The 25,693-nt window shown below is 72.9% G+C and carries 23 protein-coding genes; 10 read left to right on the top strand and 13 right to left on the bottom strand.

The features are described 5' to 3' along the window. Positions 1-128: 128 nt before the first annotated feature. The 3 genes from AB0M28_RS29380 to AB0M28_RS29390 all read right to left on the bottom strand — a co-directional run bounded on the left by AB0M28_RS29380 (position 129) and on the right by AB0M28_RS29390 (position 4,223). Positions 129-1,247, bottom strand: coding sequence for a hypothetical protein (locus AB0M28_RS29380; protein ID WP_365411512.1), 1,119 nt, complete (start codon positions 1,245-1,247; stop codon positions 129-131). A 90-nt stretch (positions 1,248-1,337) separates the two neighbouring features. Further along, entirely contained in the window at positions 1,338-2,942 is a 1,605-nt protein-coding gene (locus tag AB0M28_RS29385; RefSeq protein ID WP_365411515.1) for a M48 family metallopeptidase, read from the bottom strand. Positions 2,943-3,122: 180 nt separating this feature from the next. After that, positions 3,123-4,223: a hypothetical protein gene (locus AB0M28_RS29390; RefSeq protein WP_365411518.1), complete on the bottom strand. Its 1,101-nt coding sequence runs from the start codon at positions 4,221-4,223 to the stop codon at positions 3,123-3,125. Positions 4,224-4,353: 130 nt separating this feature from the next. Between AB0M28_RS29390 and AB0M28_RS29395 the strand changes: the two genes are divergently transcribed. Further along, a complete protein-coding gene (locus AB0M28_RS29395) occupies positions 4,354-5,496 on the top strand; it encodes a cystathionine gamma-synthase (protein ID WP_365411521.1) in 1,143 nt (380 codons plus the stop codon). Positions 5,497-5,533: 37 nt separating this feature from the next. Here the strand turns inward: AB0M28_RS29395 and AB0M28_RS29400 are convergent, their stop codons facing one another. From AB0M28_RS29400 to AB0M28_RS29410, 3 genes are all read right to left on the bottom strand, one after another. Then, complete coding sequence (locus AB0M28_RS29400) at positions 5,534-5,785, bottom strand: hypothetical protein (protein ID WP_365411524.1); 252 nt, start codon at positions 5,783-5,785, stop codon at positions 5,534-5,536. 124 nt (positions 5,786-5,909) lie between these two features. Beyond that, a complete protein-coding gene (locus tag AB0M28_RS29405; RefSeq protein WP_365411527.1) occupies positions 5,910-6,404 on the bottom strand; it encodes a sigma factor-like helix-turn-helix DNA-binding protein in 495 nt (164 codons plus the stop codon). Between the two features lie 79 nt (positions 6,405-6,483). After that, entirely contained in the window at positions 6,484-7,008 is a 525-nt protein-coding gene (locus AB0M28_RS29410) for a MarR family transcriptional regulator (protein WP_365411530.1), read from the bottom strand. Between the two features lie 170 nt (positions 7,009-7,178). On the opposite strand from AB0M28_RS29410, the gene ilvA reads away from it, so the two are divergent. The 7 genes from ilvA to AB0M28_RS29445 all read left to right on the top strand — a co-directional run bounded on the left by ilvA (position 7,179) and on the right by AB0M28_RS29445 (position 16,855). Continuing rightward, positions 7,179-8,411 carry a threonine ammonia-lyase gene (ilvA, locus tag AB0M28_RS29415; protein WP_365411533.1) on the top strand — a complete coding sequence of 411 codons (1,233 nt, stop codon included), beginning with the start codon at positions 7,179-7,181 and terminating at the stop codon, positions 8,409-8,411. A gap of 148 nt (positions 8,412-8,559) precedes the next feature. Beyond that, a complete protein-coding gene (locus tag AB0M28_RS29420) occupies positions 8,560-9,597 on the top strand; it encodes an ATP-binding cassette domain-containing protein (RefSeq protein ID WP_365411536.1) in 1,038 nt (345 codons plus the stop codon). Next, positions 9,594-10,445 carry an ABC transporter permease gene (locus AB0M28_RS29425; RefSeq protein ID WP_365411539.1) on the top strand — a complete coding sequence of 284 codons (852 nt, stop codon included), beginning with the start codon at positions 9,594-9,596 and terminating at the stop codon, positions 10,443-10,445. Before AB0M28_RS29420 ends, AB0M28_RS29425 begins: the two co-directional genes overlap by 4 nt. 55 nt (positions 10,446-10,500) lie before the next feature. Beyond that, positions 10,501-11,061: a hypothetical protein gene (locus AB0M28_RS29430; protein ID WP_365411542.1), complete on the top strand. Its 561-nt coding sequence runs from the start codon at positions 10,501-10,503 to the stop codon at positions 11,059-11,061. Between the two features lie 111 nt (positions 11,062-11,172). Continuing rightward, complete coding sequence (locus tag AB0M28_RS29435; RefSeq protein WP_365411544.1) at positions 11,173-12,642, top strand: ABC transporter permease; 1,470 nt, start codon at positions 11,173-11,175, stop codon at positions 12,640-12,642. Positions 12,643-12,714: 72 nt separating this feature from the next. Then, the gene (locus AB0M28_RS29440; RefSeq protein WP_365411547.1) at positions 12,715-13,398 is read left to right on the top strand and encodes an ABC transporter ATP-binding protein; all 684 of its coding nucleotides are present in this window, start codon (positions 12,715-12,717) and stop codon (positions 13,396-13,398) included. A 145-nt stretch (positions 13,399-13,543) separates the two neighbouring features. Beyond that, entirely contained in the window at positions 13,544-16,855 is a 3,312-nt protein-coding gene (locus tag AB0M28_RS29445) for a S8 family serine peptidase (RefSeq protein WP_365411549.1), read from the top strand. A gap of 78 nt (positions 16,856-16,933) precedes the next feature. Here AB0M28_RS29445 and AB0M28_RS29450 read toward each other — a convergent pair whose 3' ends face one another. After that, positions 16,934-17,548, bottom strand: coding sequence for a flavin reductase family protein (locus AB0M28_RS29450; RefSeq protein WP_365411552.1), 615 nt, complete (start codon positions 17,546-17,548; stop codon positions 16,934-16,936). A 78-nt stretch (positions 17,549-17,626) separates the two neighbouring features. Between AB0M28_RS29450 and AB0M28_RS29455 the strand changes: the two genes are divergently transcribed. Next, positions 17,627-18,016 carry a helix-turn-helix transcriptional regulator gene (locus tag AB0M28_RS29455; protein WP_365411555.1) on the top strand — a complete coding sequence of 130 codons (390 nt, stop codon included), beginning with the start codon at positions 17,627-17,629 and terminating at the stop codon, positions 18,014-18,016. A 41-nt stretch (positions 18,017-18,057) separates the two neighbouring features. Here AB0M28_RS29455 and AB0M28_RS29460 read toward each other — a convergent pair whose 3' ends face one another. The 3 genes from AB0M28_RS29460 to AB0M28_RS29470 form a co-directional block, all read right to left on the bottom strand. Further along, positions 18,058-18,672, bottom strand: a complete 615-nt coding sequence (locus AB0M28_RS29460) for an ATP-dependent Clp protease proteolytic subunit (protein ID WP_365411558.1) — start codon at positions 18,670-18,672, stop codon at positions 18,058-18,060. A gap of 7 nt (positions 18,673-18,679) precedes the next feature. Then, positions 18,680-19,333: an ATP-dependent Clp protease proteolytic subunit gene (locus AB0M28_RS29465; protein ID WP_365411561.1), complete on the bottom strand. Its 654-nt coding sequence runs from the start codon at positions 19,331-19,333 to the stop codon at positions 18,680-18,682. Between the two features lie 122 nt (positions 19,334-19,455). Next, positions 19,456-20,073, bottom strand: coding sequence for a DUF6461 domain-containing protein (locus tag AB0M28_RS29470; protein ID WP_365411564.1), 618 nt, complete (start codon positions 20,071-20,073; stop codon positions 19,456-19,458). A gap of 123 nt (positions 20,074-20,196) precedes the next feature. Here AB0M28_RS29470 and AB0M28_RS29475 point away from each other — a divergent pair, with 123 nt between their 5' ends. After that, on the top strand, positions 20,197-21,531 hold the full coding sequence (locus AB0M28_RS29475) for an FAD-dependent monooxygenase (RefSeq protein WP_365411567.1): 1,335 nt from the start codon (positions 20,197-20,199) through the stop codon (positions 21,529-21,531). A gap of 43 nt (positions 21,532-21,574) precedes the next feature. Here AB0M28_RS29475 and AB0M28_RS29480 read toward each other — a convergent pair whose 3' ends face one another. From AB0M28_RS29480 to hutH, 3 genes are all read right to left on the bottom strand, one after another. Then, positions 21,575-22,510: a MerR family transcriptional regulator gene (locus tag AB0M28_RS29480; RefSeq protein ID WP_365411570.1), complete on the bottom strand. Its 936-nt coding sequence runs from the start codon at positions 22,508-22,510 to the stop codon at positions 21,575-21,577. Between the two features lie 108 nt (positions 22,511-22,618). Then, positions 22,619-23,878 (bottom strand): Ig-like domain-containing protein, encoded by a 1,260-nt coding sequence (locus AB0M28_RS29485; protein ID WP_365411573.1) that lies wholly within the window; start codon positions 23,876-23,878, stop codon positions 22,619-22,621. 251 nt (positions 23,879-24,129) lie between these two features. Next, positions 24,130-25,683, bottom strand: coding sequence for a histidine ammonia-lyase (gene hutH, locus AB0M28_RS29490; RefSeq protein ID WP_365411576.1), 1,554 nt, complete (start codon positions 25,681-25,683; stop codon positions 24,130-24,132). Between the last annotated feature and the right edge of the window lie 10 nt (positions 25,684-25,693).

The raw sequence follows: 25,693 nt of genomic DNA on the forward strand, positions 1-25,693 counted from the left end.
GGTCACCACCCGCAAGGGCTGATCCCCCGGAACCGAAGCAGGCCCTCCACCATCTTCCGGATGGGGAGGGTCTGTTCGGCTTTACGGGCCCGGCGTGAGCCGGGGCCGCCCCTTCGCCGTGGCACGGCTCAGCCGGCCGCCTCCGCCACCCGGTCCGCGCAGTAGTCGCGGGCGTCCGTGTAGCGCTTGACGGGGTCCGAGGCGTAGTCCCAGGGCGTGGCGCCTATGAAGCCGTCGATGTGGCGGAACTGCTCCACGGCCTCCGGATAGCGGTCCTGCCAGTACAGGCACCAGGCGAGGAAGTGGCGCACCGGCCGCACCCCGCGGTCGAGCGGGTCGGCCGCCGCCACGTCCGCCAGACAGGCGTCGACGGCGGCGACGACCTCGGGGCGCTTGTAGTACTCGTCCGGGTCGAGGTCGCGCTGCGACTGCTCGTACTCGAAGTGCGCCTGCAGCGGCAGGAGCGTCAGCAGCGAGCCCGGGTAGGCGCGGGCGGCGGCCATGTCGGCGAACTGCCGCGCCGCCTCGTGCGAGCCGCGCCACTTGGCGCACCAGTACTGCAGCGCGCGGGTGTACGCCGCCAGGTGGTACGGATCGCGCTTCTCCGTCTCCGCCCACAGGGCGCGCATCTGCTCGTGCGGATAGCCCAGACCCATGGCGAGGGCCATCTCCACGATGTACGGGCTCGGATCGTCCCCGCCCAGCGCCTGGGCCTCGGCGCACGCCTCGCGGGCCCGGTGCAGTACGTCGTGGAAGCGGCGCGCCGCCTCCTCACCGACGGTGCTCCCCGTGCCGTTGCCGCGGATCGCCCAGGCCACGTCGATCAGCGCGTCGGCGTTGACCAGCGCCGCTCCCGGGTCGTGCGGGTGGGCCCGGCGCCAGGCCACCAGCCACGCGTCGTCCTCGGCGGCCTCGGCCGCCAGTACGCCCGCCCGGCGGTAGCGCTCGCGCCAGTCGGTCCCGGCCTCCGCGAGATACGCCGCGGCCTGCTGCCAGTCCCCGCCGCGGACGGCCGCGAGCACGGGTTCGTCGCGCGGGTGGCCGGGCTGGGAGCGCTCGGTGTCGAGCCGGTCCGGCGGCAGGAAACCGAGCTGTACGGACCCGGCGGACCGGGTCCGCCCCGCGGGCTGCTCCGCCGTCTCGCGCCGCGCCGTCCCGCTGCGGCCGCCCTGCGCCTTGCGCGCCTTGTAGACGGAGAACGCGATCGCGATGACGATGCTGAGGACGGGGATGATCAAGCGTTCCATGGGTTTCCTTCGGAGGGTCCGGGACGCGAACGCCCGCGTCCCGCAGGTCCCGGGGCCGGAGCCCCGGGTGGATCAGGTGCGCGTGCGGCCTCAGCCCATCGACGGGGTGGCCGCCCGGTGCGGCAGCAGCGTCCGCAGGGGCCCCGTGTTCGGGGTGTCGGAGACCGCCGCGTCCAGGGCGGCCTCCAGCCGCTCCTCGTAGCCCTGGGGCAGCCGCAGCGCCGCCTCCGCGCTCCACGACAGCTCCCACCACGCCTGCCGCGAGTCCACCAGCTCGAGCACGGCCAGCGACTTCAGCCCCGAGCGCAGCAGCGGGCGGGCGTACTCGCGGGCCGCCCGGCCGGTCGCGGCGGCGGCCTCGGCGGATTTGGGCAGCCGGTCGACTACGGCCCACTGGCGGCCGTTGTCGACGGCCCACAGCAGCGCGTCCAGGGTGCCCGGCCCGCCGCCGACCTCCGCGGTGGCCCGGCGCAGCTGCTCCGCGCCGCGGTCGACGTACGTCCGCAGCGACTCGTGCACCAGCTGCGGCCAGTCGGCCCGGCGCAGGGCGCGGGCCTCCGGGGTGAGCACGGCGTCCTCGAGGGCGGCGAGCGTCGCCGCGGGGTCGCGCAGCACGGCCAGCGCCGGGCGGGCGGGGGGCAGGCCGCGGCCGTCGTCGGGCAGCTGCGCGAGCAGCGCGACCCGGTCGGCGATCGGCGGGTGGGAGTCGTACGGGGAGGTCTCCTCGTGCGGCAGGTCGGCCCGCATCCCGGCCAGTTCGTCGCGCCGGGCGGCCAGCAGATGGCGCAGCCCGCCGAAGACCTCGCCCCGCGGGGGCAGCAGCCCGGCGCCCGTGCCGAGCGTGGCGTAGGAGTCCATGTAGTAGTCGAACGCCGAGTCCAGCACGGGTATCTCGCGCAGCGCGGAAGCCGTCACGTCCCGCCCCGCGACGCGCGCCGCGATCCGGTCGGCGGCCAGCTCCTGGGCGCGGCCGTCCTTGAGCGTCGCCCGCAGGTAGAAATGGGCGTACCCGATGAACGGCCTGGCCATCAGCCGGTAACTGAAGCCCGCGATGCCGGCGTTGACCTCCTGGGCCTCCTTGCCCTTCGCGATGCGCTTGGTGTTGCGCTTCTCCTGCTTGGCGCGCTCGCGCCCCACCGCCTTCTCGGCGCGCTCGTGGAACGCCTCGACGGTGCGCGACATCGTGTGGCGGCCGCGCAGGGTGACGGCGGACAGCCGGGTGTCGGCGTTGCAGTAGTGGCCCAGCTCGTGTCCGAGGACGGCGTACAGCTGGGGCTCGGTGAGGCCCGTCATCAGCGGTACGCCGACGCGCATCCGGCGGGTGCCCGGCAGCAGGCCCATCAGGCGCGCGTTCTCCGAGACGGAGGCGTTGACGTCGCCGGTCAGCAGGATCTCGTCGGGCGCGCGGGTGCCGGCCTCCCGGGCCAGCGTGCGCACCGACTGCCACAGCTCGGGCTGCTGCTGCTCGGTGACCACGAGGCCGTCGCCGCCCTTGTCCCTGGGCGCGCGTATCTGGAACATGCCCCGGACCAGGGGGATCGCGAGCAGAACGGAGACGATGACCAGCTTGACGGCTATCGACGACGGCACGTCACCGACGTAGATCACCACGTCGAGGCCGACGAGCAGGCCGAGCATGGCCACGCCCAGCAGATAGAAGCCGGCAAGCAACAGGAAGGCTCGCACCGCGCGCATAAGCGTCCCCCCTTGGGACGGTCGTTCGAATCGCCTGAGGTGAGGAGCATAGGGGACGCATATGACAGCGCATGCCGGGCGGTGCGGCGCCGCCCGACCGCCGCACGGGGAGATCACGCACCCGCACGGCGAGATGAAGCCCCCGCGCGCGGTGGACGCGCACTGCGCGCGCCCGTGCCCTCACGCCTTCCCGAGCGCCGTCTGTCCGCCCGCGGCGCCGACCACGGCGAGGGCGCGGTACACGGCGTACTCGGCGGCCGGCTTCTCGCTGTAGGACCACGGGACCGCGCCGACGTGGCCGTCCACGTGCCGCAGCTGCTCCACTGCCTCCTCGTACCGCTCGGCGCGGACCAGGAAGAACACCAGCAGATGGCGTACGTGCGGCAGCATCGGGTGGTCCGGGCGGGCGTGGCCCGCGGCGTACAGCGCGCCCGCGACGGCCTGGGTGACGACCGCGCTGCGGTAGAGGGTGGAGACCATGTTGCCGTCGGGGAGGTGCTCGTACACCGCGAACAGCGGCAGCGCCGGCACCAGGCTGCCCTCGGGCGCGGAGGCCGCGGCGCGCTCGGCGAAGTCGTACGCGTCCTCGCGCGAGCCGTGCCACTTCTCGCAGGCGTACTGGAGTGCGGCGAGGTGCGCGCCCATATGGTCGGGCGCCTGGGACTCGGTGCGCGCCCACAGCTCCTCGAAGTCCGCCTGCCGGTAGACCAGGCCGCGGGCGACCGTCAGCTCGATGATGTTCGGCACCGGGCTGCCGGGGCCGAGCAGCCGGGCCTCGTCGCAGGCCTTGCGGGCCTCCTCCAGGATGATCCGGTAGTCGGCGGCGCCGGAGCCCGCCATCCACGCCTGGCGTACCAGGAACTCCGCGAACACCTCGGCGCCGCCCGCGTCCTTCGGGGCCTCCGCGCGCCAGCGCCGCAGCCACGCGCCGCCCTCGCCGGGCCGCTGCGCGAGCTCGTACGCCGCCGCGCCGGCCAGCGTCTGCACCCGCTGCCAGCGCAGCTCCCAGTCGTCGCCGGTCAGCGCGAGCAGCCGGGCCGCGGGCGCCCAGTCCTGTTCGCGCAGTACCTCGTCGAGGGCCTCGACCAGCTCGTGGTCGGGTCCGGGCAGCCGGATGTCGAGGTCCTCCACCGGTACGAAGCCGACCTGCACGGCCGGATCGGCCATGGTGCCGGCCCGTCCCGAGCCGAGCTCCCCGCCCGCGGCCCGGTTGCGGCGCAGCATCCGCGTCGCCAGCAGGACGACGAGGGCTACGAGGGTGAGCGTGAGAAGGATTTCCATGGCTGGTCCTGGCTCTTCGTCGGGGGCTGGGGTCGGGGGTCGGGTCCGGCCCGGGCGGTCCGGACACGTGCGGCTCTACCTCCCAGCAAACCAGACGCGCCCCCCGGTGCGGGGACTACCCTCGGTCCGCATGAGCGACCAGAGTTTCGAGACCCTCGCCATCCACGCCGGCCAGGAGCCGGACGCCGCGACGGGAGCCGTCGTACCGCCGATCCACCAGGTGTCCACCTTCAAACAGGACGGGGTGGGCGGACTGCGCGGCGGCTACGAGTACAGCCGGTCCGCGAACCCGACCCGCACCGCCCTCGAGGAGAACCTCGCGGCGCTGGAGGGCGGCCGCCGGGGCCTGGCCTTCGCGTCGGGCCTCGCCGCGGAGGACTGCCTGCTGCGGACGCTGCTGTCGCCGGGGGACCACGTGGTCATCCCCAACGACGCGTACGGCGGCACCTTCCGGCTCTTCGCGAAGGTCGTCTCGCGGTGGGGGGTGGAGTTCTCCGTCGCGGACACCTCCGACGCCGAGGCGGTACGGGCGGCGATGACCCCGAAGACGAAGGTCGTCTGGGTGGAGACCCCGAGCAATCCGCTCCTCGGCATCACCGACATCGCGCTGGTCGCCGGGATCGCCCGGGCGGGCGGCGCGCGGCTGGTCGTCGACAACACCTTCGCGAGCCCGTATCTGCAGCAGCCCCTCGCCCTCGGCGCGGACGTCGTCGTCCACTCGACGACCAAGTACATGGGCGGCCACTCCGACGTCGTCGGCGGCGCGCTGATCACGGCCGACGAGGCGCTCGGCGAGGAGCTGGCGTACCACCAGAACGCCATGGGCGCGGTCGCCGGGCCCTTCGACGCGTGGCTGGTGATGCGCGGCATCAAGACCCTGGCGGTACGGATGGACCGGCACGGGGAGAACGCGGCGCGGATCGCCGCGATGCTGACCGACCACCCGGCCGTCAGCCACGTCCTCTACCCCGGGCTGGAGAGCCACCCCGGACACGAGATCGCGGCCAAGCAGATGCGCGGCTTCGGCGGCATGGTCTCCTTCCGCGTCGCGGCCGGCGAGGAGGCGGCGGTGGCGGTCTGCAACCGCGCGAAGCTGTTCATCCTGGGCGAGTCCCTGGGCGGCGTGGAGTCGCTGATCGAGCACCCGGGCCGGATGACGCACGCCTCGGCGGCGGGCTCGCCGCTGGAGGTGCCCTCCGACCTGGTGCGCCTGTCGGTGGGCATCGAGGCGGCGGACGACCTGATCGCGGATCTGCGGCAGGCGCTCGGCTAGCCGGCGGGAGCCGGCGGACACCGGTCGCCGCCGCGGCTCACCAGTCGGTGAAGTCGGGCGTCGTCGGGTTCGTCGGCTCCACCCAGCCGTCGGACGTCGCGGCCCAGACCGCGAGCGCCACCAGGACGGCCAGCGACAGGAACCAGAACGTGTACCGCGTGATCCGGCGGCGGCGCAGGAGACGGCGGCCCCGGCGGGCGGACCGGTCGGCCAGGGACGGGGGCACCAGCGGGTAGCCGGTGTCGAGCAGCCGCCGGACCTCGGCCTCCTTACGGTCGACGGAGCTCATGGGGCGACCCCTTCCCGGCTCGTACGGCATGCGGGACCGGCCTCACGCCTCGTACGGCATGCGGGCCCGGCCTCACGGCTCCCACGACGCTCTCCCCGACCGTTCACGCGCCCTCCCCCGCCGCTCACGTGGCCGCCCCCTCGGCGCGCGTGCCGTGCGCGCGGGCCGGGTCCTTCCGGCCCGCCGGGCGGGTGAGGGCCGCCGACAGCGCGCCGCTGAGGATGCCGTGCACGCGCTCCGCCGCCAGCCCCAGCGCGGCGGCGGTCTGCTCCTCCGCGACCCCCTCGTGCAGGCGCAGCACCAGCACCAGCCGCTCCTGCGGGGTGAGCCGGCCGAGCAGTCCGCCGCCCGCGCGGCGGTAGCGCCAGGCCAGGCGCGCGAAGCGGGAGACGAGCTCCTGTCTGGCGGCCTCGTAGGGATCCTCGCCGTGCAGCCGGTCCCACCGGGCGTACGTGCGCGCCAGGGCGGCCGTCAGCAGCCGCTCGGCGGCGGGTGCCGCGTCCGGCGGTTCGCTCGTCAACAGCTGTGCCGTGTGCAGCAGCCGGCCTGCCGCGCCGGCCACGAAGTATTCGAACTCCCGGGCCCGCTCCTGCTCCCGGGCCGCTCGCCGCTTGCCCAACCACCCGCTCCCGTCGGTCCTGGGGCCCGCCGCGCGGACAGACCCACGGCTCCATCTGACGGCAGGCGGGCGCCCGGGGTCAAGAGGCTGTGGATACCGGGTCGGCACCGGCCGAAAACTGTGAATGCAGCGTCGTGATAGTGGAGTTGAAACGTGTCAGCAGGGTGGTGAACGCCTCGCGCTCCTCCGGGCTCCACTCCTCCGTCAGCATCGCCATCAGCTCGCGCCGCGACGCCCGCACCTCGGCGAGCCGGGCCTGGCCGCGCGGCGACAGCTGCAGCACGACCGCCCGGCCGTCCTCCGGGTGGGAGGTGCGCTTGACCAGTCCGGAGTCCACCAGCGGGGCGACCTGGCGGGTCACGGTCGAGGAGTCGATCCCCATGCCGGCCGCGAGCGCCTTGACGCCCATCGGCCCTTCCTGGTCGAGCCGGTTGAGCAGCAGATACGCGGCCCGGTCCATGGAGTTGCGGATCTGGCCCAGTCCGCCCAGGCGGGTCTGTTCCGCGCGGCGGGCGAAGACGGCCACCTGGTGCTGGAGGGCGTCGAGGACGGAGGCGTCCTCCTCCGAGGGCAGCGGGGTGGTGGTGTCACTGGTGGTCGACATGGCCGGTGCTCACTTCACGGGAGTAGCCGGGCGGCGGACAGGGCGCCAGGCCAGGGCTTGCAGAAAAGTTTGCGCACAGAGTACGCGGCCGGACCGCGCGCCGTACCCGCTCTGCGCAACCGAATCCCATGCCCGCCGCCTCCCGGCGCGCCCGGTGGGAGACTGACCTCATGAACGGCCCGCTCCCCTCCCCCACGCTCGACGTCCCCACGCTCGACGACGTACGGACCGCCCAGAAGATCCTTTCCGGCGTCGCCCGCACCACCGCTCTGGAGGGCAGCCGCTTCCTCACCGGCCTGGTCGGCTCGCCGGTCCATCTGAAGTGCGAGAACCTGCAGCGTACGGGCTCCTTCAAGCTGCGCGGCGCCTATGTGCGGATCGCGGGCCTGAGCCCGCGGGAGCGGGCCCGGGGCGTGGTCGCCGCCAGCGCGGGCAACCACGCGCAGGGCGTGGCGCTGGCCGCCTCGCTCCTGGGCGTGCGCTCCACGGTGTTCATGCCGGCGGGCGCGCCGCTGCCGAAGGTCGCCGCGACCCGGGAGTACGGCGCGGAGGTGCGACTGCACGGGAGTTACGTGGACGAGTCGCTGCGGGCTGCGAAGGCGTACGCCGAGCAGACCGGCGCGGTGCTGATCCACCCCTTCGACCACCCCGACGTGGTCGCCGGCCAGGGCACCGTGGGCCTGGAGATCCTGGAGCAGTGCCCCGAGGTGCGCACGGTCGTGGTCGGCGTCGGCGGCGGCGGGCTGGCGGCCGGGATCGCGGTGGCGGTACGGACCCTGCGGCCGGACGTGCGGATCGTCGGCGTACAGGCGGAGGGCGCCGCCGCGTATCCGCCCTCGCTGGCGGCGGGGCGTCCGGTGGCGCTGGAGTCGGTGGCCACGATGGCGGACGGGATCAAGGTGGCGCGGCCCGGCGACGTGCCGTTCAAAATCATTGGCGATCTCGTGGACGAGGTGCGTACGGTCACCGAGGACGAGCTCGCCTCGGCGCTGCTGCTGTGCCTGGAGCGGGCGAAGCTCGTGGTCGAGCCGGCCGGCGCCGCGTCGGTCGCCGCGCTGCTGGCCGACCCCCGGGGCTTCGAGGGCCCGGTGGTGGCGGTGCTCTCCGGCGGCAACGTCGATCCGCTGCTGCTGCAGCGGGTACTGCGGCACGGGATGGTCGCGGCGGGGCGCTACCTCTCGCTGCGGCTGGCGCTGGTGGACCGGCCGGGGGCGCTGGCGCAGCTCCTGGGGGTGTTGTCAGACCTGGACGCTAACGTCCTCGATGTGAGCCACGTCCGTACCGATCCGAGGCTGCGGCTCGCGGAGGCCGAGGTCGAGCTTCATCTGGAGACCAAGGGGCCGGAGCACTGCGCCGAGGTGCTCGCGGCCCTGGGGGACGCCGGATACCCCGTGATGCGGTGAGTTCCGGCGACTGCGGGAGAGTGAGTCCTGCATCGCGACTTGACGCGATATATCGCGTCCCCTAGGGTCTCCATGTTGCTCCAGTTCGGCCTTGTGTCAGACATTTGTGCCTAGCTGCACAAACTCCATCAACACGGGAGAACCCAACATGCCAGGCGCCATCTACGCCGAAGGTCTGGTGAAGAACTTCGGCGACGTCCGGGCACTGGACGGTGTCGATCTCGACGTCCCCGAGGGCACGGTCCTCGGTCTGCTGGGCCCCAACGGCGCCGGCAAGACCACCACCGTCCGCGTGCTGACCACCCTGCTGCGGCCCGACAGCGGACGGGCCGAGGTCGCCGGCATCGACGTGCTCAAGCACCCCAACGACGTACGCCGGTCCATCGGTCTGTCCGGCCAGTTCGCGGCGGTCGACGAGTATCTGACCGGCCGTGAGAACCTCACGATGGTCGGCCAGCTGTACCAGCTGAGCGCCCGGGACGCGAAGGCCCGCGCGGGCGAGCTGCTGGAGCGTTTCAACCTCGCCGACGCCGCCGACCGCCCGGCCAAGACGTACTCCGGTGGTATGCGCCGCCGGCTCGACCTCGCCGCCGCGCTGGTCGTGAGCCCGCCCGTGATGTTCATGGACGAGCCGACCACGGGTCTGGACCCGCGCAACCGGCAGGCCCTGTGGAAGATCATCCAGGAGCTGGTGGCCGGCGGCACGACGCTGCTGCTGACCACGCAGTACCTGGAGGAGGCCGACCACCTCGCCCACGACATCTGCGTGATCGACCACGGCCGCGTCATCGCCCGCGGCACCTCCGACCAGCTCAAGGCCCAGACGGGCGGCGAGCGCGTCGAGGTCGTGGTGCACGACCCGTCGATGATCCCGGCCGGCTCGGAGGTGCTGCGCACCCTCGGCAAGGGCGAGGTCTCGGTGGAGGCCCACACCCGCATGCTCACCGTCCCCGTCGTCGGCGGCGCCAAGCTGCTCGCCGACGTGATCCGGGATCTGGACGAGCGCGGCGTGGAGATCGACGACATCGGTCTGCGCCGGCCCACCCTCGACGACGTGTTCATCACCCTGACCGGACACGCCGCCGAGATCGTGGAGGACGCGGACGCGGCCGCCGCGAAGGCCGCCGCGGGCAACGGCCGTAAGAGCAAGAAGGACGCCAACACCCCGAAGGAGAGCGACCGGTGAGTACCACCACCGTCACGGCGCCGACCGCCGCCGCACCCCACGGCCGGGGCGGGGCGACGCAGTCCGTCCGCGACTCGCTGGTCGTCGCCAAGCGCAATCTGATCCGGATGAGCCGGATCCCGGAGATGGTCATCTTCGGACTGATCCAGCCGATCATGTTCGTGGTGCTGTTCTCCTACGTCTTCGGCGGCTCCATGGACATCGGCGGCAGCACCAGCCCGTCCGACTACCGTGAGTTCCTGATGGCGGGCATCTTCGCCCAGACCGTCACGTTCGCCACGGCGGGCGCGGGCGCGGGCATCGCCGACGACATGCACAAGGGCCTCATCGACCGGTTCCGTTCGCTGCCGATGGCGCGCGGCGCGGTGCTGACCGGGCGGACGATCGCCGACCTGGTGCAGACGGCGCTGACGCTGTTCGTCCTGGCGGTCGTGGCGCTGCTGGTCGGCTGGCGGATCCACGAGGGCATCCCGAAGGCGCTGGGCGCGTTCGCGCTGCTGCTCCTGCTCGGGTACGCCTTCACCTGGATCGGCGCGCTCATCGGCCTGTCGGTGCGGACGCCCGAGGCGGCCACGTCCGGCGGTCTGATCTGGCTGTTCCCGGTGACGTTCATCTCGAACGCGTTCGTGGACACGTCCAACATGACGCCGTGGCTGCGCCACATCGCCGAGTGGAACCCGTTCAGCGCCACGGTCCAGGCCTGCCGCGAGCTCTTCGGCAACCCGGGCGTCTCCACCTCGTCGGCCTGGCCGATGCAGCATCCGGTCTGGGCGTCGCTGCTCTGGTCGCTGCTGATCATCGCGCTCTTCCGCACCCTGGCGGTGCGCAAGTACCGCAACGCGGCCTGACGTTCCTCCGCCCGACGGGCTTGACGGCCCGCCCCGTCCGCTGTCCAGTGCCCTCATGAGAGTGCGCCGAGTGGTCACCGGCCACGACAGCACGGGGCGGGCCGTCGTGGTGTCCGACACGGAACTGCAGCCGCAGAACCCGGAGGTGGCGCCCAAGTGGTCCGTCTGGGCGACCGAGCAGCCCCCGTCCTTCCCCGACGAGGGCAAGGAGCCCGCCCCCACCGGCCCGGTCCCGCCGCCCGGGGGCTTCGAGGCGATCCTGCTCACGCTGCCGCCGGGCTTCACCCTGGACGGCGTCTTCGACCCCGCCGACCCGGCGACGGCGCAGATCACCCGCGCCCTGGGCTTCCTCCCCGACCCCAACCCCCCGTCGGCGTACCCCCTCCCGGGCTCGGGAGGCATGCACGCCACGCCCTCGGTGGACGTCCTGCTCCAGGTCTCCGGCACCTCGGTGCTCGTCCTGCCGTCCGGTGAGGTCAGCCTCTCCCCGGGCGACTGGCTGGTGCTGAACGGTGTCACCCACGCCTGGCGCAACGACGGTGCCGAGCCGGCGGTCCTCGCCGGATTCACGGCGGGCGCGCGGCACCAGGGGATCCCGGAGCTCCCGCCCGGTTGAGGCCCGGCAGGGACCCCCGGCGCGCGAACAGGCCCCCCGCGGCCGGGTTTCTCATGTCCCTCTAATCCTGACCTAAGGAACCCGTCAAGATCCCCTCATAGCTTCCCGCTCATGTTCTTCACCTATCTGAGGCGCGAGCTGCGCCGTCGCAGGAAGGCGGCGATTGTCGTCGCGCTGGGGCTGGCCCTGGGCATCGGGCTGGTCATCACCGTGTCGTCCGTGTCCACCGGGATGCGGGACGCACAGGACGAGGTGCTCCACTCGCTGTACGGCGTGGGCACCGACATCACGGTCACCAAGGAGCAGGAGAACGCCGAGGAGGGCGGTTCCCAGCCGCAGCGTTTCACCATCGGCGGCCGTGACGACGGGGAGAACGCCACCGCCACCGACGACCGGCTGATGCCGATGGGCGGCTTCGACAACCTCGACGACTCGGTCGTGGACAAGGTCAAGGCCCAGAACGGCGTCGCCACCGCCGTGGGCGCGCTGTCGCTCAACGACATGAAGTTCAACGGCGAGTTCAAGCCGGGCGAGATCCAGCAGGAGCCGCCGCAGGACGGTGGCGGCGCGGGTGAGAACGCGCAGCCCGGCCAGGGCGGTCAGGGCCGGCAGTTCGTCGGGGGCGGCGGCGCCGACATCGACATCGACTCCTTCACCGTGACCGGCGTCGACGTCAGCGAGCTGACCGTCGGCCCGCTGTCCTCCTCGAAGATCACCAGCGGCGCGGCCTTCGCGGCCGCCGACACCAACGCCCTGAAGGCGGTCGTCGACAGCGCGTACGCCAAGGACAAGGACCTGAAGGTCGGCAGCACGATCACGATCAAGGGCAAGAAGTTCAAGGTCGCCGGCATCGCCACCGCCGACACCGGGGCCTCGACCTCCAACGTCTACATCCCCCTCAAGCGCGCCCAGGACCTCTCCGACGCCGATATGAAGGGCAAGGTCTCCACGGTCTACGTCAAGGCGGACAGCTCCGACGCCATCGACACGGTGAAGAGCGCCATCGACAAGAACATCGACGGCGCCACCGTCACCTCCTCCGCCGATCTGGCCGAGCAGGTCTCCGGCAACCTCTCCACCGCCTCCAACCTGGCCAACAACATCGGCAAGTGGCTCTCCATCGCCGTGCTGGCCGCCGCCTTCCTCGTCGCCGGCCTGCTGACGATGTCGGCCGTCTCCCGCCGGGTGCGCGAGTTCGGCACGCTGAAGGCCGTCGGCTGGCGCAGCAGCCGGGTGATCCGCCAGGTGATGGGTGAGGCGTTCGTCAACGGCATCCTCGGCGGCGCCCTCGGCATCGCGCTCGGCATCGGCGGCGCGTACCTGGTCTCCACTATCGCCCCGACCCTCACCGCCACCACGGGCGGACAGGGCGGCGGCCGGGGCGGCCCGGCCGGTCCGATGGCCCGGGTGGCGGAGTCGGCCAACCAGAAGGTCGAGATCGCCCTGCAGGCCCCGGTCACGATCCAGGTGATCGTGCTGGCCGTCGCCCTCGCCGCCGCGGGCGGCATCATCGCCGGCTGCTTCGGCGGCTGGCGGGCATCCCGGCTCCGCCCGGCGGACGCGCTGCGGCGCGTCGAGTAACCGCGCCCGACGCGCCCGACCGCGTGCCCCGTCACGACGGGGCACGCCCCACCCACCAGGAGCACATCCACCATGTACCGACTGAGCGGCGTCACGAAGACCTACCGGCGCGGCAAGCAGACCGTCAACGCCCTCGACGGCGTCGACCTGACCATCGAGAAGGGCGACAAGCTCGTCGTCCAGGGCCCCACGGGCGGCGGCAAGTCGACGCTGCTGCAGATGCTCGGCGCCCTCGACAAGCCCACCTCCGGCGCGGTCGAGCTGGACGGCACCGATCTGGCGAAGCTCTCCGAGGCGAAGCTGACCAAGGTCCGCGCCTCGACCATCGGCTTCGTCTTCCAGTCCTGGAACCTGATCCCCACCCTCAACGCCCAGGAGAACGTCGAGGCCGCGCTGGTGCCGCTCGGGGTCAAGGCCCGCGACCGGCGCCGCCGGGCGGCCGAGGCGCTGGACAGCGTGGGCCTGGGCGAGCGGCTCACCCATCTGCCGGGCGAGCTGTCCGGCGGCCAGCAGCAGCGCGTCGCGATCGCCCGCGCCATCGTCAAGGAGCCGACCGTGCTCCTCGCGGACGAGCCCACCGGCAACCTCGACGAGGACATGCGCGACGAGATCATGGGCGTGCTGGAGTCGCTGTGGCGTGAGCGCGGGCTGACGTTCGTGATGGTCACCCACGACAGCTCCATCGCGCGCAAGGCGCCGCGGCTGGCGACGATCCGGAAGGGGCAGATCAAGGTCAGCGAGAACTCCAAGGCGTAACGAGGCGACCGAAGTCGAACAAATACGCCCACTTTCCGCCATCCGGGCAACGCAGCCGCCCCGTTCCGGGGTCCAGAGAGTGACGCGGGTGGCGGGGGGTGCCCGGAGGGGGACCTTCCTCCACCCAGGACACGGGGGAGGAAGCATGCCGACGTTTCGGATGAGAGCGGGGACGGCCGCCTTAGCGGCCACGGCCGTCGTGGCGCTGACCGCGGGTCTGACAACGATCCCGCGGTCGGCGCCGTCGGCACCGGCCGCGGACGGTGCCGACGGCGCTTCAGGCGGACAGCGCGCCGCCGGCGGCCACTGGATCACCCTGATCACCGGCGACCAGGTCGCGGTCGACGGCAAGGGGCAGGTCACCGGGGTGCGCCGGGCGCAGGGGCGCGAGGACGTGCCGTACACCGTGCGGAGCACGAAGGGGCACACCTACGTCGTACCGCTCGACGCGGCCGCCCTGATCCGCCAGGGGACCGTGGATCAGCGGCTGTTCGACGTCACGCTGCAGAACCGGCCCGAGTACCGCAGGCAGCAGCGCGCGGGCATCAAGCTGATCGTCGGCTACCGGGGCGCCGCCGCCGGGGCCAAGGCCGACCTGCGCGCGGCGGACGGCACCAAGGTGGGCAGGGCGTTCCCACGGTTGGGCGCCGAGGCCGTCACGACGCAGAAGTCCGGCGCCGGGGAAGTCTGGTCCGCGCTGACCGAGGGGGATCGCGCCGCGCCGGGCGTGCGCCGCGTCTGGCTGGACGGCGTCCGCCGGGCGAGCCTCGACAAGAGCGTGCCGCAGATCGGCGCGCCCGCGGCGTGGAGCGCGGGCTACGACGGCACCGGGGTGAGGATCGCCGTCCTGGACACCGGTGTGGACGCCACCCATCCGGACCTGGCGGACCAGGTCGTCGCCGCGCAGAACTTCAGCGCCTCCCCCGACGACCTCGACCACTTCGGCCACGGCACCCATGTCGCCTCGATAGCCGCCGGTACGGGCGCGAAGTCGGGCGGCACGTTCAAGGGCGTCGCACCCGGCGCGAAGATCCTCGCCGGCAAGGTGCTGGACGACGACGGCTACGGCGACGACACCGGGATCCTGGCCGGCTTCGAGTGGGCCGTGGCCCAGGGCGCCGACATCGTCAACCTCAGCCTGAGCGGCGGCGACACCCCGGAGCTCGACCCGTTGGAGGAGGCCGTCAACCGGATCTCAGCCGAGAAGGGCATCCTCTTCGCCGCCTCCGCCGGCAACGAGGGCGAGCTGGGACCCCGTACCGTCGGCTCGCCCGGCTCCGCCGACGCGGCGCTGACCGTCGGCGCGGTCGACGACGAGGACCGGCTCGCCGACTTCTCCTCGCGCGGCCCGCGCGTCGGCGACTCCGCCGTCAAGCCCGATGTCACCGCCCCCGGCGTCGACATCACCGCGGCCGCCGCTCCCGGCAGCTACATCGAGCAGCGGGTCGGGCAGGACCCGGAGGGCTATCTGACCATCTCCGGCACCTCCATGGCCGCCCCGCACGCGGCGGGCGCCGCGGCGCTGCTCGCCCAGCAGCACCCGGACTGGACGGGCGCCCAGCTGAAGGCGGCACTGGTCGGCTCGGCCGAACCGGGCTCCGGCTACACGCCGTTCGAGCAGGGCACGGGCCGGATAGCCGTGGACCGGGCGCTCGGCCAGAGCGTGCTGGCCGAGTCGGGGCCGGTCAGCTTCGGCAAGCAGCTCTGGCCGCACCAGGACGACGAGCCGGTGACCAGGGCGATCACCTACCGCAACCTGGGCACCGCCGACGTCACCCTGGACCTGGCGGCCACCGGTACCGGACCGGACGGCGAGCCCGCCCCGGCCGGCATGTTCACCATGGGCCGCGCCCAGGTCACCGTCCCGGCCGGCGGCACCGCCGAGGTGCCGGTCACCGCGGACACCCGGCAGGGCGGGACGCTCGACGGCATGTACGCGCTCACCGTCACAGCGACCGGCGGCGGGCAGAGTGTGCGCACGGCGGGCGGCGTGGAGCGGGAGGTCGAGTCGTACGACCTGACCGTCCGGCATCTCGACCGGGCGGGGCTGCTGACCGGCGACTACGAGACGAGCCTGATCGACTCCACGGGCCAGTTCGGCGACCTGTTCGGCATGTCCTTCCTGTACGACCCGAGCGGAGTGGTCAAGCTCCGCGTGCCCGCCGGCCGGTACTCGCTGGAGACGGACATCTTCGTCCGTACGGGGAGCGAGCTGAAGTCGTTCGACTTCGTGGGCCAGCCGACGCTCGTGATGGACCGGGACCGGACGGTCACCCTCGACGCCCGGACGACCGAGCCCGTCGTGGTCACGGTTCCCGACTCCGGCGCGCGGCCGCTGGACGCGGAGTACACGATCAACCACAGCTTCGAGAACATCGGCTGGACCATCAGCTACGGCCTCCCCTCCTTCCGGGGCGTCCGGATGGCCCACAGGGGGGCGCCGGCCGCCGAGGGCGAACTCCACCAGCTGCTCGCGGCGACGTTCCAGCGCGGCTCGAACCTCTACAAGGTGGCGTACGGCTCGGACCGCACCAGGGTGTTCACCGGCTACACGAAGAACGTCCCCTGGAGCGAACTGGCCGAGCACCGGCTGACCCTGGGGTCCTCCGTCGCGGGCAAGACGGGCTCCCTCTTCCTGTTCCCGTGGACCATGGGCGGCGGTGGCGGCTCGGCGGCCATCGTGCGCGACCTTCCCTTCACTGGGCTGCTCTACGTCAACGGGTCCACGCGGACGTCCTGGCAGATGGAGTTCATCCAGGGCGGCTTCGAGGCCGACTACTTCGTTCCCGACCGCTCCTACGCGGGCGGGAAGACGTACGACACCACGCTCAACGTGGGCGTGTTCGGCCCGGCGCTCAGCCCGGAGACCGACCTCAGCCGGGACGAGGACACCCTCTACATGGCGCTGCCTCTGTTCAACGACGGCCAGGGCCATTCCGGGTACTCGGAGTACGACAGCGCCCGCACCGTGCTCTACCGCGACGGTGCGGAGCTGGAGGTGATCGAGGACCTGCCGTACGGGACGTTCACGCTGCCGCCCGAGCAGGCCGACTACAAGCTCACCACCACGGTCACCCGCCCGGCCGGCACAGCCAGTGTGACCACGAAGGTCACCGCCACCTGGACGTTCGCCTCGGCGCGGGCGACAGAGCAACTGCCCGCCTCCTTCGTGCGGTTCACGCCGCAGCTGGCGGCCGACAGCACGGCGAAGGCGGGGGCGGACCTGTCGGTGCCCGTGCAGATCCAGGGCTCGGCGGCCGACGGGAACCTCAGGTCCCTGTCGGTCGCGGCGTCCTTCGACGGCGGCGCCACCTGGCAGGCGCTCCCCGTCGCGGACGGCGAGGTCCAGGTCCACAACCCGGCACCGGGCAAGACGGTGTCCCTGAGGGCGAAGGCGGTGGACAAGCAGGGCAACACCTTCGCGGTGACACTGTACGACGCGTACCGGACCCGGTAGCGGGCGCCGGGTGAAGCCGCGGGGACCCGGGGGCGGCCCAGGTCCCCGCGGCGCTCGACAGCCCCCGGATCGCCGCTGTCAGTCCGCGTTCCGCTCCAGCCACTGCGCGTGCCGGACGCGGGCCAGTCCGTGCACCTCGCCGAGCATGCTCCACTCGTTCTTCCCGAGCCGGGCCAGCGGACGCATCTTCGTGATCTCCGGATGCCCGCCGACCATCACGGCGTCGTCCACGGCGATGTGCACCACCCGGCCGAGGACGACGGTCGAGTCGCCGAGGCCGAGCGTGCTGTGCAGCACGCACTCCAGCGCCACCGGGGAGCCGGCGACCCGCGCGGTCTTCACCCGCACACCGGGCTCCTTCACCAGGCCGACGGCCGCGAACTCGTCCACGTCGTGCGGGAAGTCCGTCGCCGTCTCGTTGATCTTCTCGAAGAGCGGCTCGGGGGCGAAGTTGACGGTGAACTGCCGGGTCGCCTCGACGTTGTTGAGGGAGTCCTTGCGGCCCACCGAGGTGAACTGCACGATCGGCGGCTCTGCGCACGCGATGGTGAAGAAGGAGTGCGGGGCGAGGTTGTCGCGGCCGTCCGCCGAGACGGTCGACACCCAGGCGATGGGGCGGGGGACGACGGTGGCGGTCAGCAGCCGGTAGACGGACCCGGCGTCCATCTCGTCCACGGCGAGTTCGGTGCGCATACAGCCATTATCGGCGGTTTCGCTGGTGGCAGAGCGCCACCCTCCCCCGGCCGGGCGCCCGGCGCCTAGGCTGAGGGGGTGACTGCCGAAGCGCCGAAGCCCGCCGCCCGCGTCGTTCCGCTGCGTCCCTTCCCCAGTCGGGACCCCGCCCCGAAGGAGCCGCTGTGGCGGGACCTGGTGGGCGATGTGCTGCGCCGCGAACGGCGAGCGCAGGACCGCACCCTGAAGGACGTCGCCGAGGCGGCGCGGATCTCCATGCCGTACCTCTCCGAGCTGGAGCGGGGCCGCAAGGAGGCGTCCTCCGAGGTGCTCGCGGCCGCCGCCCGCGCCCTGGGCCTCAGCCTCTCGGAGGTCCTGGCCCTGGCCCAGGGCGAACTCGTGCGCCTCACCTCGGTCCCCTCGCCCGCCCGCGCCCTCCCCCGCAGCGGCAGCGCCGGCGGCCCGAGCGCCATGTGCCTCGCGGCGTAGGCCCGGCGCTGAGCCTGCCCGGCGCAGCGCCAGCCCGTCGCTCAGCCCGCCCGGCGCAGCGCCAGCTCGCGCCGGGTGAGGACGTGGTCCGCGAGGCCGTAGTCGACGGCCTCCCGAGCCGTGAAGATCTTGTCGCGGTCCATGTCCTTGCGCAGCGCGGCCACCTCGTGGCCCGTGTGCTGGGACAGCACCTCCTCCACCTGGCTGCGGATCCGCAGGATCTCCTTGGCCTGTACCGACAGGTCCGCGGCCGTCCCCTGGGTGCCGCCGCTCGCCGGCTGCCCGAGCAGCACCCGCGCGTGCGCGAGGACCGCACGCCGCCCCGGATCGCCGCCCGCGAGCAGCACCGCCGCGGTGGAGGCGGCCTGGCCGACGCACAGGGTGGAGATGGCGGGCGTCACGTAGGTCATGGTGTCGTAGATCGCCATCAGCGAAGTGAAGGAACCGCCCGGCGAGTTGATGTAGACGCTGATCTCCCGGTCGGGGTTCTCCGACTCCAGATGGAGGAGCTGGGCGATGACGACGTTGGCGACGCCGTCGTCGATCTCCGTGCCCAGGAAGATGATCCGCTCCGAGAGCAGCCGGCTGTAGATGTCGTACGCCCGCTCGCCCTGCGCGGTGCGCTCGACGACGGTCGGAATCGTGTACTGGCCCATCGTCGCCTCACAGTCCCATCCGGCGCCGCGGACCCGCCGGGCGCACGTCGTCGAGGGAGGTGACCACGCGGTCGACCATCCCGTACTCCAGCGCCTGCTGCGCCGTGAACCACCGGTCGCGGTCGCCGTCTTGCGCGATGGTCTCCTCGCTCTGCCCCGTGTGCTCGGCGGTGATCCGCTCGATGGAACTCTTCGTGAACTCCAGGTTCTCCGCCTGGATGGCGATGTCCGCGGCGGTGCCGCCGATCCCGCCGCTCGGCTGGTGCATCATGATCCGCGCGTTGGGCAGCGCGTACCGCTTGCCGGCCGTGCCGACCGTGACCAGGAACTGGCCCATGGAGGCGGCGAAGCCCATGGCGAGGGTGGAGACGTCGTTCGGGATGAGCCGCATCGTGTCGTAGATCGCGAGCCCGGCGGTGACCGAGCCGCCCGGGCTGTTGATCACCAGGCTGATGTCGGTGCGGGGGTCCTCGGCGGACAGCAGGAGCAGCTGCGAGCAGACGCGGTTGGCGGACACCTCGTCGACCTGCGTGCCGAGCAGGATGATGCGCTGCAGCAGCAGCTGCGCGGCCAGATGGTCGTCGAAGCGGGTGTTCTGGGTGTCGCCGTCCTCGGCGCGGGGTGCCTGGGACGGGTCCCAGGCCCTGACGGATACGGACATGGGGCCTCCTGGTGCGGTGTGGCGGCCCGGACCGGCCGCGTTCCTCCACCATCGGCGCGGTCCGCTCCCCGCGGGAGGGATCTCTGCCCTGGGCAGATCCGATCTGCCCAGGGCAGAGCGGCTCAGCGGGCGGGTACCGGCGCGAGCCCGCCGACGAATCCCGCCGTCTCGAGGAACTCCCCGGTCACCCGCACCCCCGTGATCCGCTCGGCGAGCGCGAACGTGGCCCCGCCGACCAGGTCGTAGACCGGATCCGCGTCCTCGCGCAGCTCGAACCCCACCGCGCGCATGTCGTCCGCCACCGCCTCGGCCTCGCTGCCGTCGCGGTCGTAGGCGAACAGCGGGTCGAAGTCCAGGCGCACCTCGTCGTCCTCGTACCAGCGGAAGGCCGTGACGGCGTTGACGTTGCGGTAGAGCGACACCAGGGTCCGCCCCGCGGACAGCCGGTCCAGCACGGAGTCGAGCGTGGCCAGATACCCGTTGGGCTCCACGGCCACCGTCCAGTCGCCCAGCGCGGCCGCCGCCACATACCCCTGCTGTCCGTCGTGCGTGTTCCACGCCTCGTACGCGAACTCCTCCACCGTCCGCACACCCCGCCCCCGGTCCCGCGGCTGCGCGCCGAACGCCTCCAGCGCCTCCTGCGGCGTCAGCCCCCGCACCAGCGTGAGGCAGTACGCCTCCGCCAGAGAGGGGAACTCCTCCTCGAACCACAGGTAGTCGTGAGCCGTCGCAGCGTCCATGCCGGGATCATGGCATCCGGCACCGACACCCACGGGCGTACCCCCTGCAACTCTGGACCTGTTCACGACAACACACGACACTGGCCCCATCGTCGTCCACAGCGGGGCACAGGGGGACTGCGCATGCCGAGGCAGGCGGTCGTGATCGGGGGAAGCGTCGCCGGGTTACTCGCGGCGCGGGTGCTCACGGAGCACTACGGGCGGGTGACCGTGCTGGAGCGGGACCGCTATCCCGAGACCCCCGAGGTGCGCCGCGGCGTCCCGCAGGCGCGGCACGTGCACATCTTCCTCACCGGCGGACAGCGCGCCCTGGAGGAGCTGCTGCCGGGCTCGGACGCCGCGCTGGCCCGGGCGGGGGCGGTACGGCTGGAGGCGCCCCGGGATCTGCTCACCCTCACGCCGTGGGGATGGCAGCGGCGCTACCACGAGGGGCGGCACGCCGTCATCAGCTGTACGCGACCGCTGTTCGAGCACGTCGTACGGGAGCAGGTGCTCACGTCCTGCCCCTCGCTGGAGGTCCTGCCGGGGCTCGGGGTCACCGGGCTGGCCGCCGGGGAGGGGAGCGTCACCGGCGTGCGCGTGCGCTACGGCGACGACGAGCGCGTCCTGCCCGCCGACCTCGTCGTCGACGCCTCCGGCCGCGGTTCGAGAACCCCCGCGTGGCTGGCGGACCTCGGGCTGCCGGTGCCCCGCGAGGAGTCCGTGAACCCGCGACTGGCCTACGCCAGCCGCCTGTTCCGCCTCCCCGAGCCGCGGCCCGACCACGCCGTGTACATCCAGGCCCGCCCCGACTCCCCACGCGGCGGCGGCGCGCTCCCGGTGGAGGGCGGAGCCTGGCTCGTCACCCTCGCCGGCGTCCAGGGCAGCCGGCCGCCGACCGACGGGGCCGGGTTCCTGGACTTCGCCCGCGGCCTGCGCGACCCGTACCTCGGCGAACTCCTCGCCGGGGCGGTCCCCCTGGGCCCCGTGCACGGCTCGCACAGCACGGCCAACGTCCGCCGCCGCTACGAGGACACCCCCGTCCCCGGCCTCCTCGTGACCGGCGACGCCCTGTGCACCTACAACCCGGTCTACGGCCAGGGCCTGTCCGTCGCCGCCATGGGCGCCGTCGCCCTGCGCGACGCGCTGGCCCGCGGCGCGGACCCGGCCGCCGCCCAGCTCGCCCTGGCCCGCACCGCGAACCAGGCGTGGCTGCTGGCGTCCGGCGCCGACCGCCCGTACGACCCGGCCTCCCCCGCCCCCTCGCCCGGCGACCGGCTGCGCTCCTGGTACGCCCAGCGCCTCATCGCCCGCGCCACGCACGACGAGGTGGCGGCCGTGCCGTACCGCGATGTCGCCTGTCTGACGGCCCCGCTGGAGCGGCTGTCGTCCCCGCGCCTGGTGCTGCGCACCCTGCTGCTCCCGCGCGGCGAGGGCCTGCCGCACCCGCCGCTGGAGGTGGAACGGCCGCGGCGCTGACCGCGGGCGCGGGACTCCGGAGGACCTGACGGACAAGCCCCGGCTACCCGGGCTGCGCGCCCTCCGCCCGCAGCGCCTCGATCAGCCAGTCGTGGTCCGGCGTACGCGAGGGCCCGGGCTCATGCCCGTTGATCACGGCGATCAGCTGCTGGAAGCGCTCCATCTCCGCGTCCCGGCCGGCCTCCAGCCGCCGCAGCACCGCCTCCCGGCCCGCGGGCGTGCCCTCCCCCAGCAGCTCGTCCAGCACCGCCGCGGCCTCCGGGCCGCCGGGCCGTACGCCCCGCTCCCGGGCGGGGGCGACCACCAGCTCGACCTTCTTGGCGAAGAAGCGGAACGCGCCCGGCGGCTGCTCCGGCCCGGCCGCGACCCGGGACGCCGCGTGGTGCTCCAGCATCCGCCGGACCCGCTGCCGGAATTCCGGATCCCGCACCAGCTCCGCCAGCTCCAGCCAGGCGTCGGCCTGCTCGGGTGTGGGGTCGTCGGGCAGGTCCGGGGCCAGGTGGCGCATCTTCTCGCGCAGCTGCGGGTCGGCCTCCAGGCCGCCGTGCACCTCGGCGACGAAGTCCTCGATGATCTGCCGCCGTTCGGCGGCGGAGAGTCGGGCGAGTCGGTTCATCAGCGTCAGCTCCTCCGTGTCGGACGACCGCCGCGCCACGGTGCTGAGCACCGCCCGGTTCAGCCTGAGGGCCCGGATCCGCGCGTCCAGCGCCCGCACGTGCGCGGCGGCGACGTCCGCCACCGTCCGCTCCCGCGCCAGCACCCGCCGTACGTCCTCGAGCCCCAGCCCGAGCTCGCGCAGCGTGCGCACGAGATCGAGGCGGGCGGCGGCCTCGGCGTCGTACAGCCGGTAGCCGGCGGCGGACCGGCCGGCCGGCGGTACGGCGCCGATGTCGGACCAGTAGCGGATGGTGCGCACCGGCAGGCCGGTGCGGCGGGCGAGCTGCCCGATGGTGAGCAGCCGCCGGTCGTCGTCGTTCATACGAGGAGTCTGGGGTCTCCAGCGGCTGGAGACTCAAGCCCGGGCGCCCGCGAGACGCAGGCGCAGGCGCCCGTCGCCCCGCTCAGACGCAGGCGCCCGTCGCCCCGCTCAGGACGTGGCCGAGGTGCCCAGCGCGCTGCCCGCGGTCCAGGTCGCCCAGTCCATGTTCCAGCCGTTCAGGCCGTTGTCGGCGGCGATCGTCTTGTCCGGCGAGTTCTTCACCACGACGAGGTCGCCGATAAGGGAGTTCTCGTAGAACCAGGCCGCGTTGGTGTCCGGGTCGTCCGCGCCCTGCGTGTCGGCCAGGCCGACGCAGCCGTGGCTGGTGTTGGCGGCGCCGAAGACGCTCTTGTCCGACCAGTAGTTGCCGTGGATGAAGGTGCCGGAGCTCGACAGCCGCATGGCGTGCGGGACGTCGGGGATGTCGTACTCGCTCTCGCCCTTCTTGTCGACGAAGCCGACGGTCGAGCCGTCCATGCGGGTCTCCTTGTACTTCTCGGAGATCGTCATGGTGCCGTTGTACGTCGGGTTGTCCTCGCCGCCGGCGGAGACCGGGATGGTCTTGATGACCTGGCCGTCGCGCTCGACGGTCATCGTCTTGGCCTTCACGTCCACCGTGGAGACCTGGGTGCGGCCGACGGTGTACTCGACGACCCGGTCCTGCACGCCGTAGACGCCGGTGGACGCCTCGACGCCGTCCAGGTCCAGCCGGAGGGTGACCTTGGTGCCGGCCGTGAAGTAGGTCTGCGGGCGCAGGTCGAGGCGCTGGTCGCCGAACCAGTGGCCGACGACCTGCTGGCCGCTGCTGGTGGTGACGGTGATCTTCGACTCGACGGCGGCCTTGTTCTCGACTGGCTTGTCGAACTGGATCGACGGGTACATGCCGCCGCCGACGGTCTTCCCCTCCATCTCGGACTGGAAGTAGCCGATGAAGCTGCTCGCGGCGGAGACGGTGGTGAACTGGGAGTTCGACGTCGCGACCCGGTTGCGGGTGTCCTTCGCCTTGGCCGTGAGCTGGTACTCGGTGCCCCGCTTGAGCGACTCGTCGGGGGACCAGCTGGCGCCGTCCGCGGCTATCGTCCCGGGTATCTCGGTGCCGTCGGCGGTGGCCGTCAGCTTCACCTCGGTGAGCGTGCCGTCCGTCACCGCGACCTTGCTGCCGCGATTGATGCCGACGTTCTGCGCGCCGTCCTCGGGCGTGATCGTGATCTGCGCGTCGGGGGCGTCCTCGACGTCCGCCGCGACCTGGTTCTTCGACTGGCCGCTCGCCTCACTCGCCCCGCCGCAGGCGCCCAGGAACAGGGCTCCGCCGACCGCGAGTGCGGTCACCGCGAGGAGGTGCTTGCGTCGTTTGCGGTCGGCGTTCAACAGGCTCTCCGAACTCTCACAGGTCACTTAAGGCCAGGTCACTTAAGGCGCAGAGCGCTTAAGGCACAGGTCGCTTAAGCGCTAAAACGTCCTTTTCCCGCCTACCCGTTCCCGTAGAGCCCGAACTGTGCGATACGCCACGCCGCACGCACCCGCCGCATGTGACCCAGGACACGCTCCACGTGGCCCACGACACGACGGAGCCCCCGGCGGGTGGACCGACCGGGGGCTCCGAGCCTGGAGGGCGGGGGCTACGCGAGGACGCCCGCGATGTCCTCGACCGCCTTCACGAGGCGGCCCGAGCGGACGAAGCCCTCGGCCGCGGCGAGGTCCGGCGAGAGGAAGCGGTCCTCGCCCGGGCCCTGCACGCCCGCGTCGCGGATCGCGGCGACCACCGCGGTCGTGGCCGGCGACGGGGTGAGACCGTGCCGCAGCTCGATCGCGCGGGTGGCGGCGTACAGCTCGACGGCGATCACCCGGGTGAGGTTGTCGACCGCCGTGCGCAGCTTGCGGGCGGCGGACCAGCCCATCGAGACGTGGTCCTCCTGCATGGCGGAGGAGGGGATGGAGTCCACCGAGGCCGGCACGGCCAGCCGCTTCATCTCGGAGACCAGCGCCGCCTGCGTGTACTGGGCGATCATCAGGCCCGAGTCCACGCCGGGGTCGCCGGCCAGGAAGGCGGGCAGGCCGTGGCTGCGGTGCCGGTCCAGCAGCCGGTCCGTGCGGCGCTCGGCGATGGAGGCCAGATCGGCGGCGGCGATGGCCAGGAAGTCCAGCACGTACGCCACGGGGGCACCGTGGAAGTTGCCGTTGGACTCCACCCGGCCGTCGCGCAGCACGACGGGGTTGTCGACGGCTGCGGCCAGCTCCCGCTCCGCGACCAGCCGGGCGTGCGCCAGGGTGTCGCGCCCGGCACCGGCGACCTGCGGGGCGCAGCGCACGGAGTACGCGTCCTGCACGCGCGGTGCGTCGTCCTGGAGGTGGCCGGTGAGGCCGGAGCCCTCCAGGACCTTCAGCATGTTCGCCGCGGACGCCGCCTGGCCGGGGTGCGGGCGGATCTCGTGCAGCTCGGGGGCCAGCACCTTGGCGCTGCCCAGCAGGGCCTCCAGCGAGAGCGCGGCGGTGATGTCGGCGGCGGTGAACAGGGCGGCGAGGTCGGCGCAGGCCATGACCAGCATGCCGAGCATGCCGTCGGTGCCGTTGAGCAGCGCCAGGCCCTCCTTCTCGCGCAGCTCGACGGGCTTGATCCCGGCCTCGTCGAGCAGTACGCCGGCGGGGTGGACGGAGCCGTCGGGGCCCTCGGCGTCGCCCTCGCCCATGAGCGTCAGGGCGCAGTGGGAGAGCGGGGCGAGGTCGCCGGAGCAGCCCAGGGAGCCGTACTCGTGGACGACGGGCACGATGCCGGCGTTCAGCACGTCGGCCATCGTCTGCGCGACCTCGGGGCGTACGCCGGTGTGGCCGGTCGCGACGGTCTTCAGGCGCAGGAACTGCAGGGCCCGGACCACCTCGCGCTCCACGCGCGGGCCCATGCCGGCGGCGTGCGAGCGGACGATGTTGCGCTGCAGCTGGGTGCGCAGGTCATGGCCGATATGGCGGGTCGCGAGGGCGCCGAAGCCGGTGGAGACGCCGTAGACGGGCTCGGGCCGGGCGGCCAGCTCGTCCACGATCTGGCGGCCCGCGGCCATGGCCTCGAGAGCGTGCTCGGACAGCTCGACGCGTGCGTTGTCGCGGGCGACGGCGACGACGTCGGCGGCCGTCACACCGGCGATGCCGACGACGACCGTGGCGGGGTTCTGCATATCCATATTCAGGAAC

This window comes from Streptomyces sp. NPDC051940, from assembly GCF_040680895.1.
GTDB lineage: Bacteria > Actinomycetota > Actinomycetes > Streptomycetales > Streptomycetaceae > Streptomyces.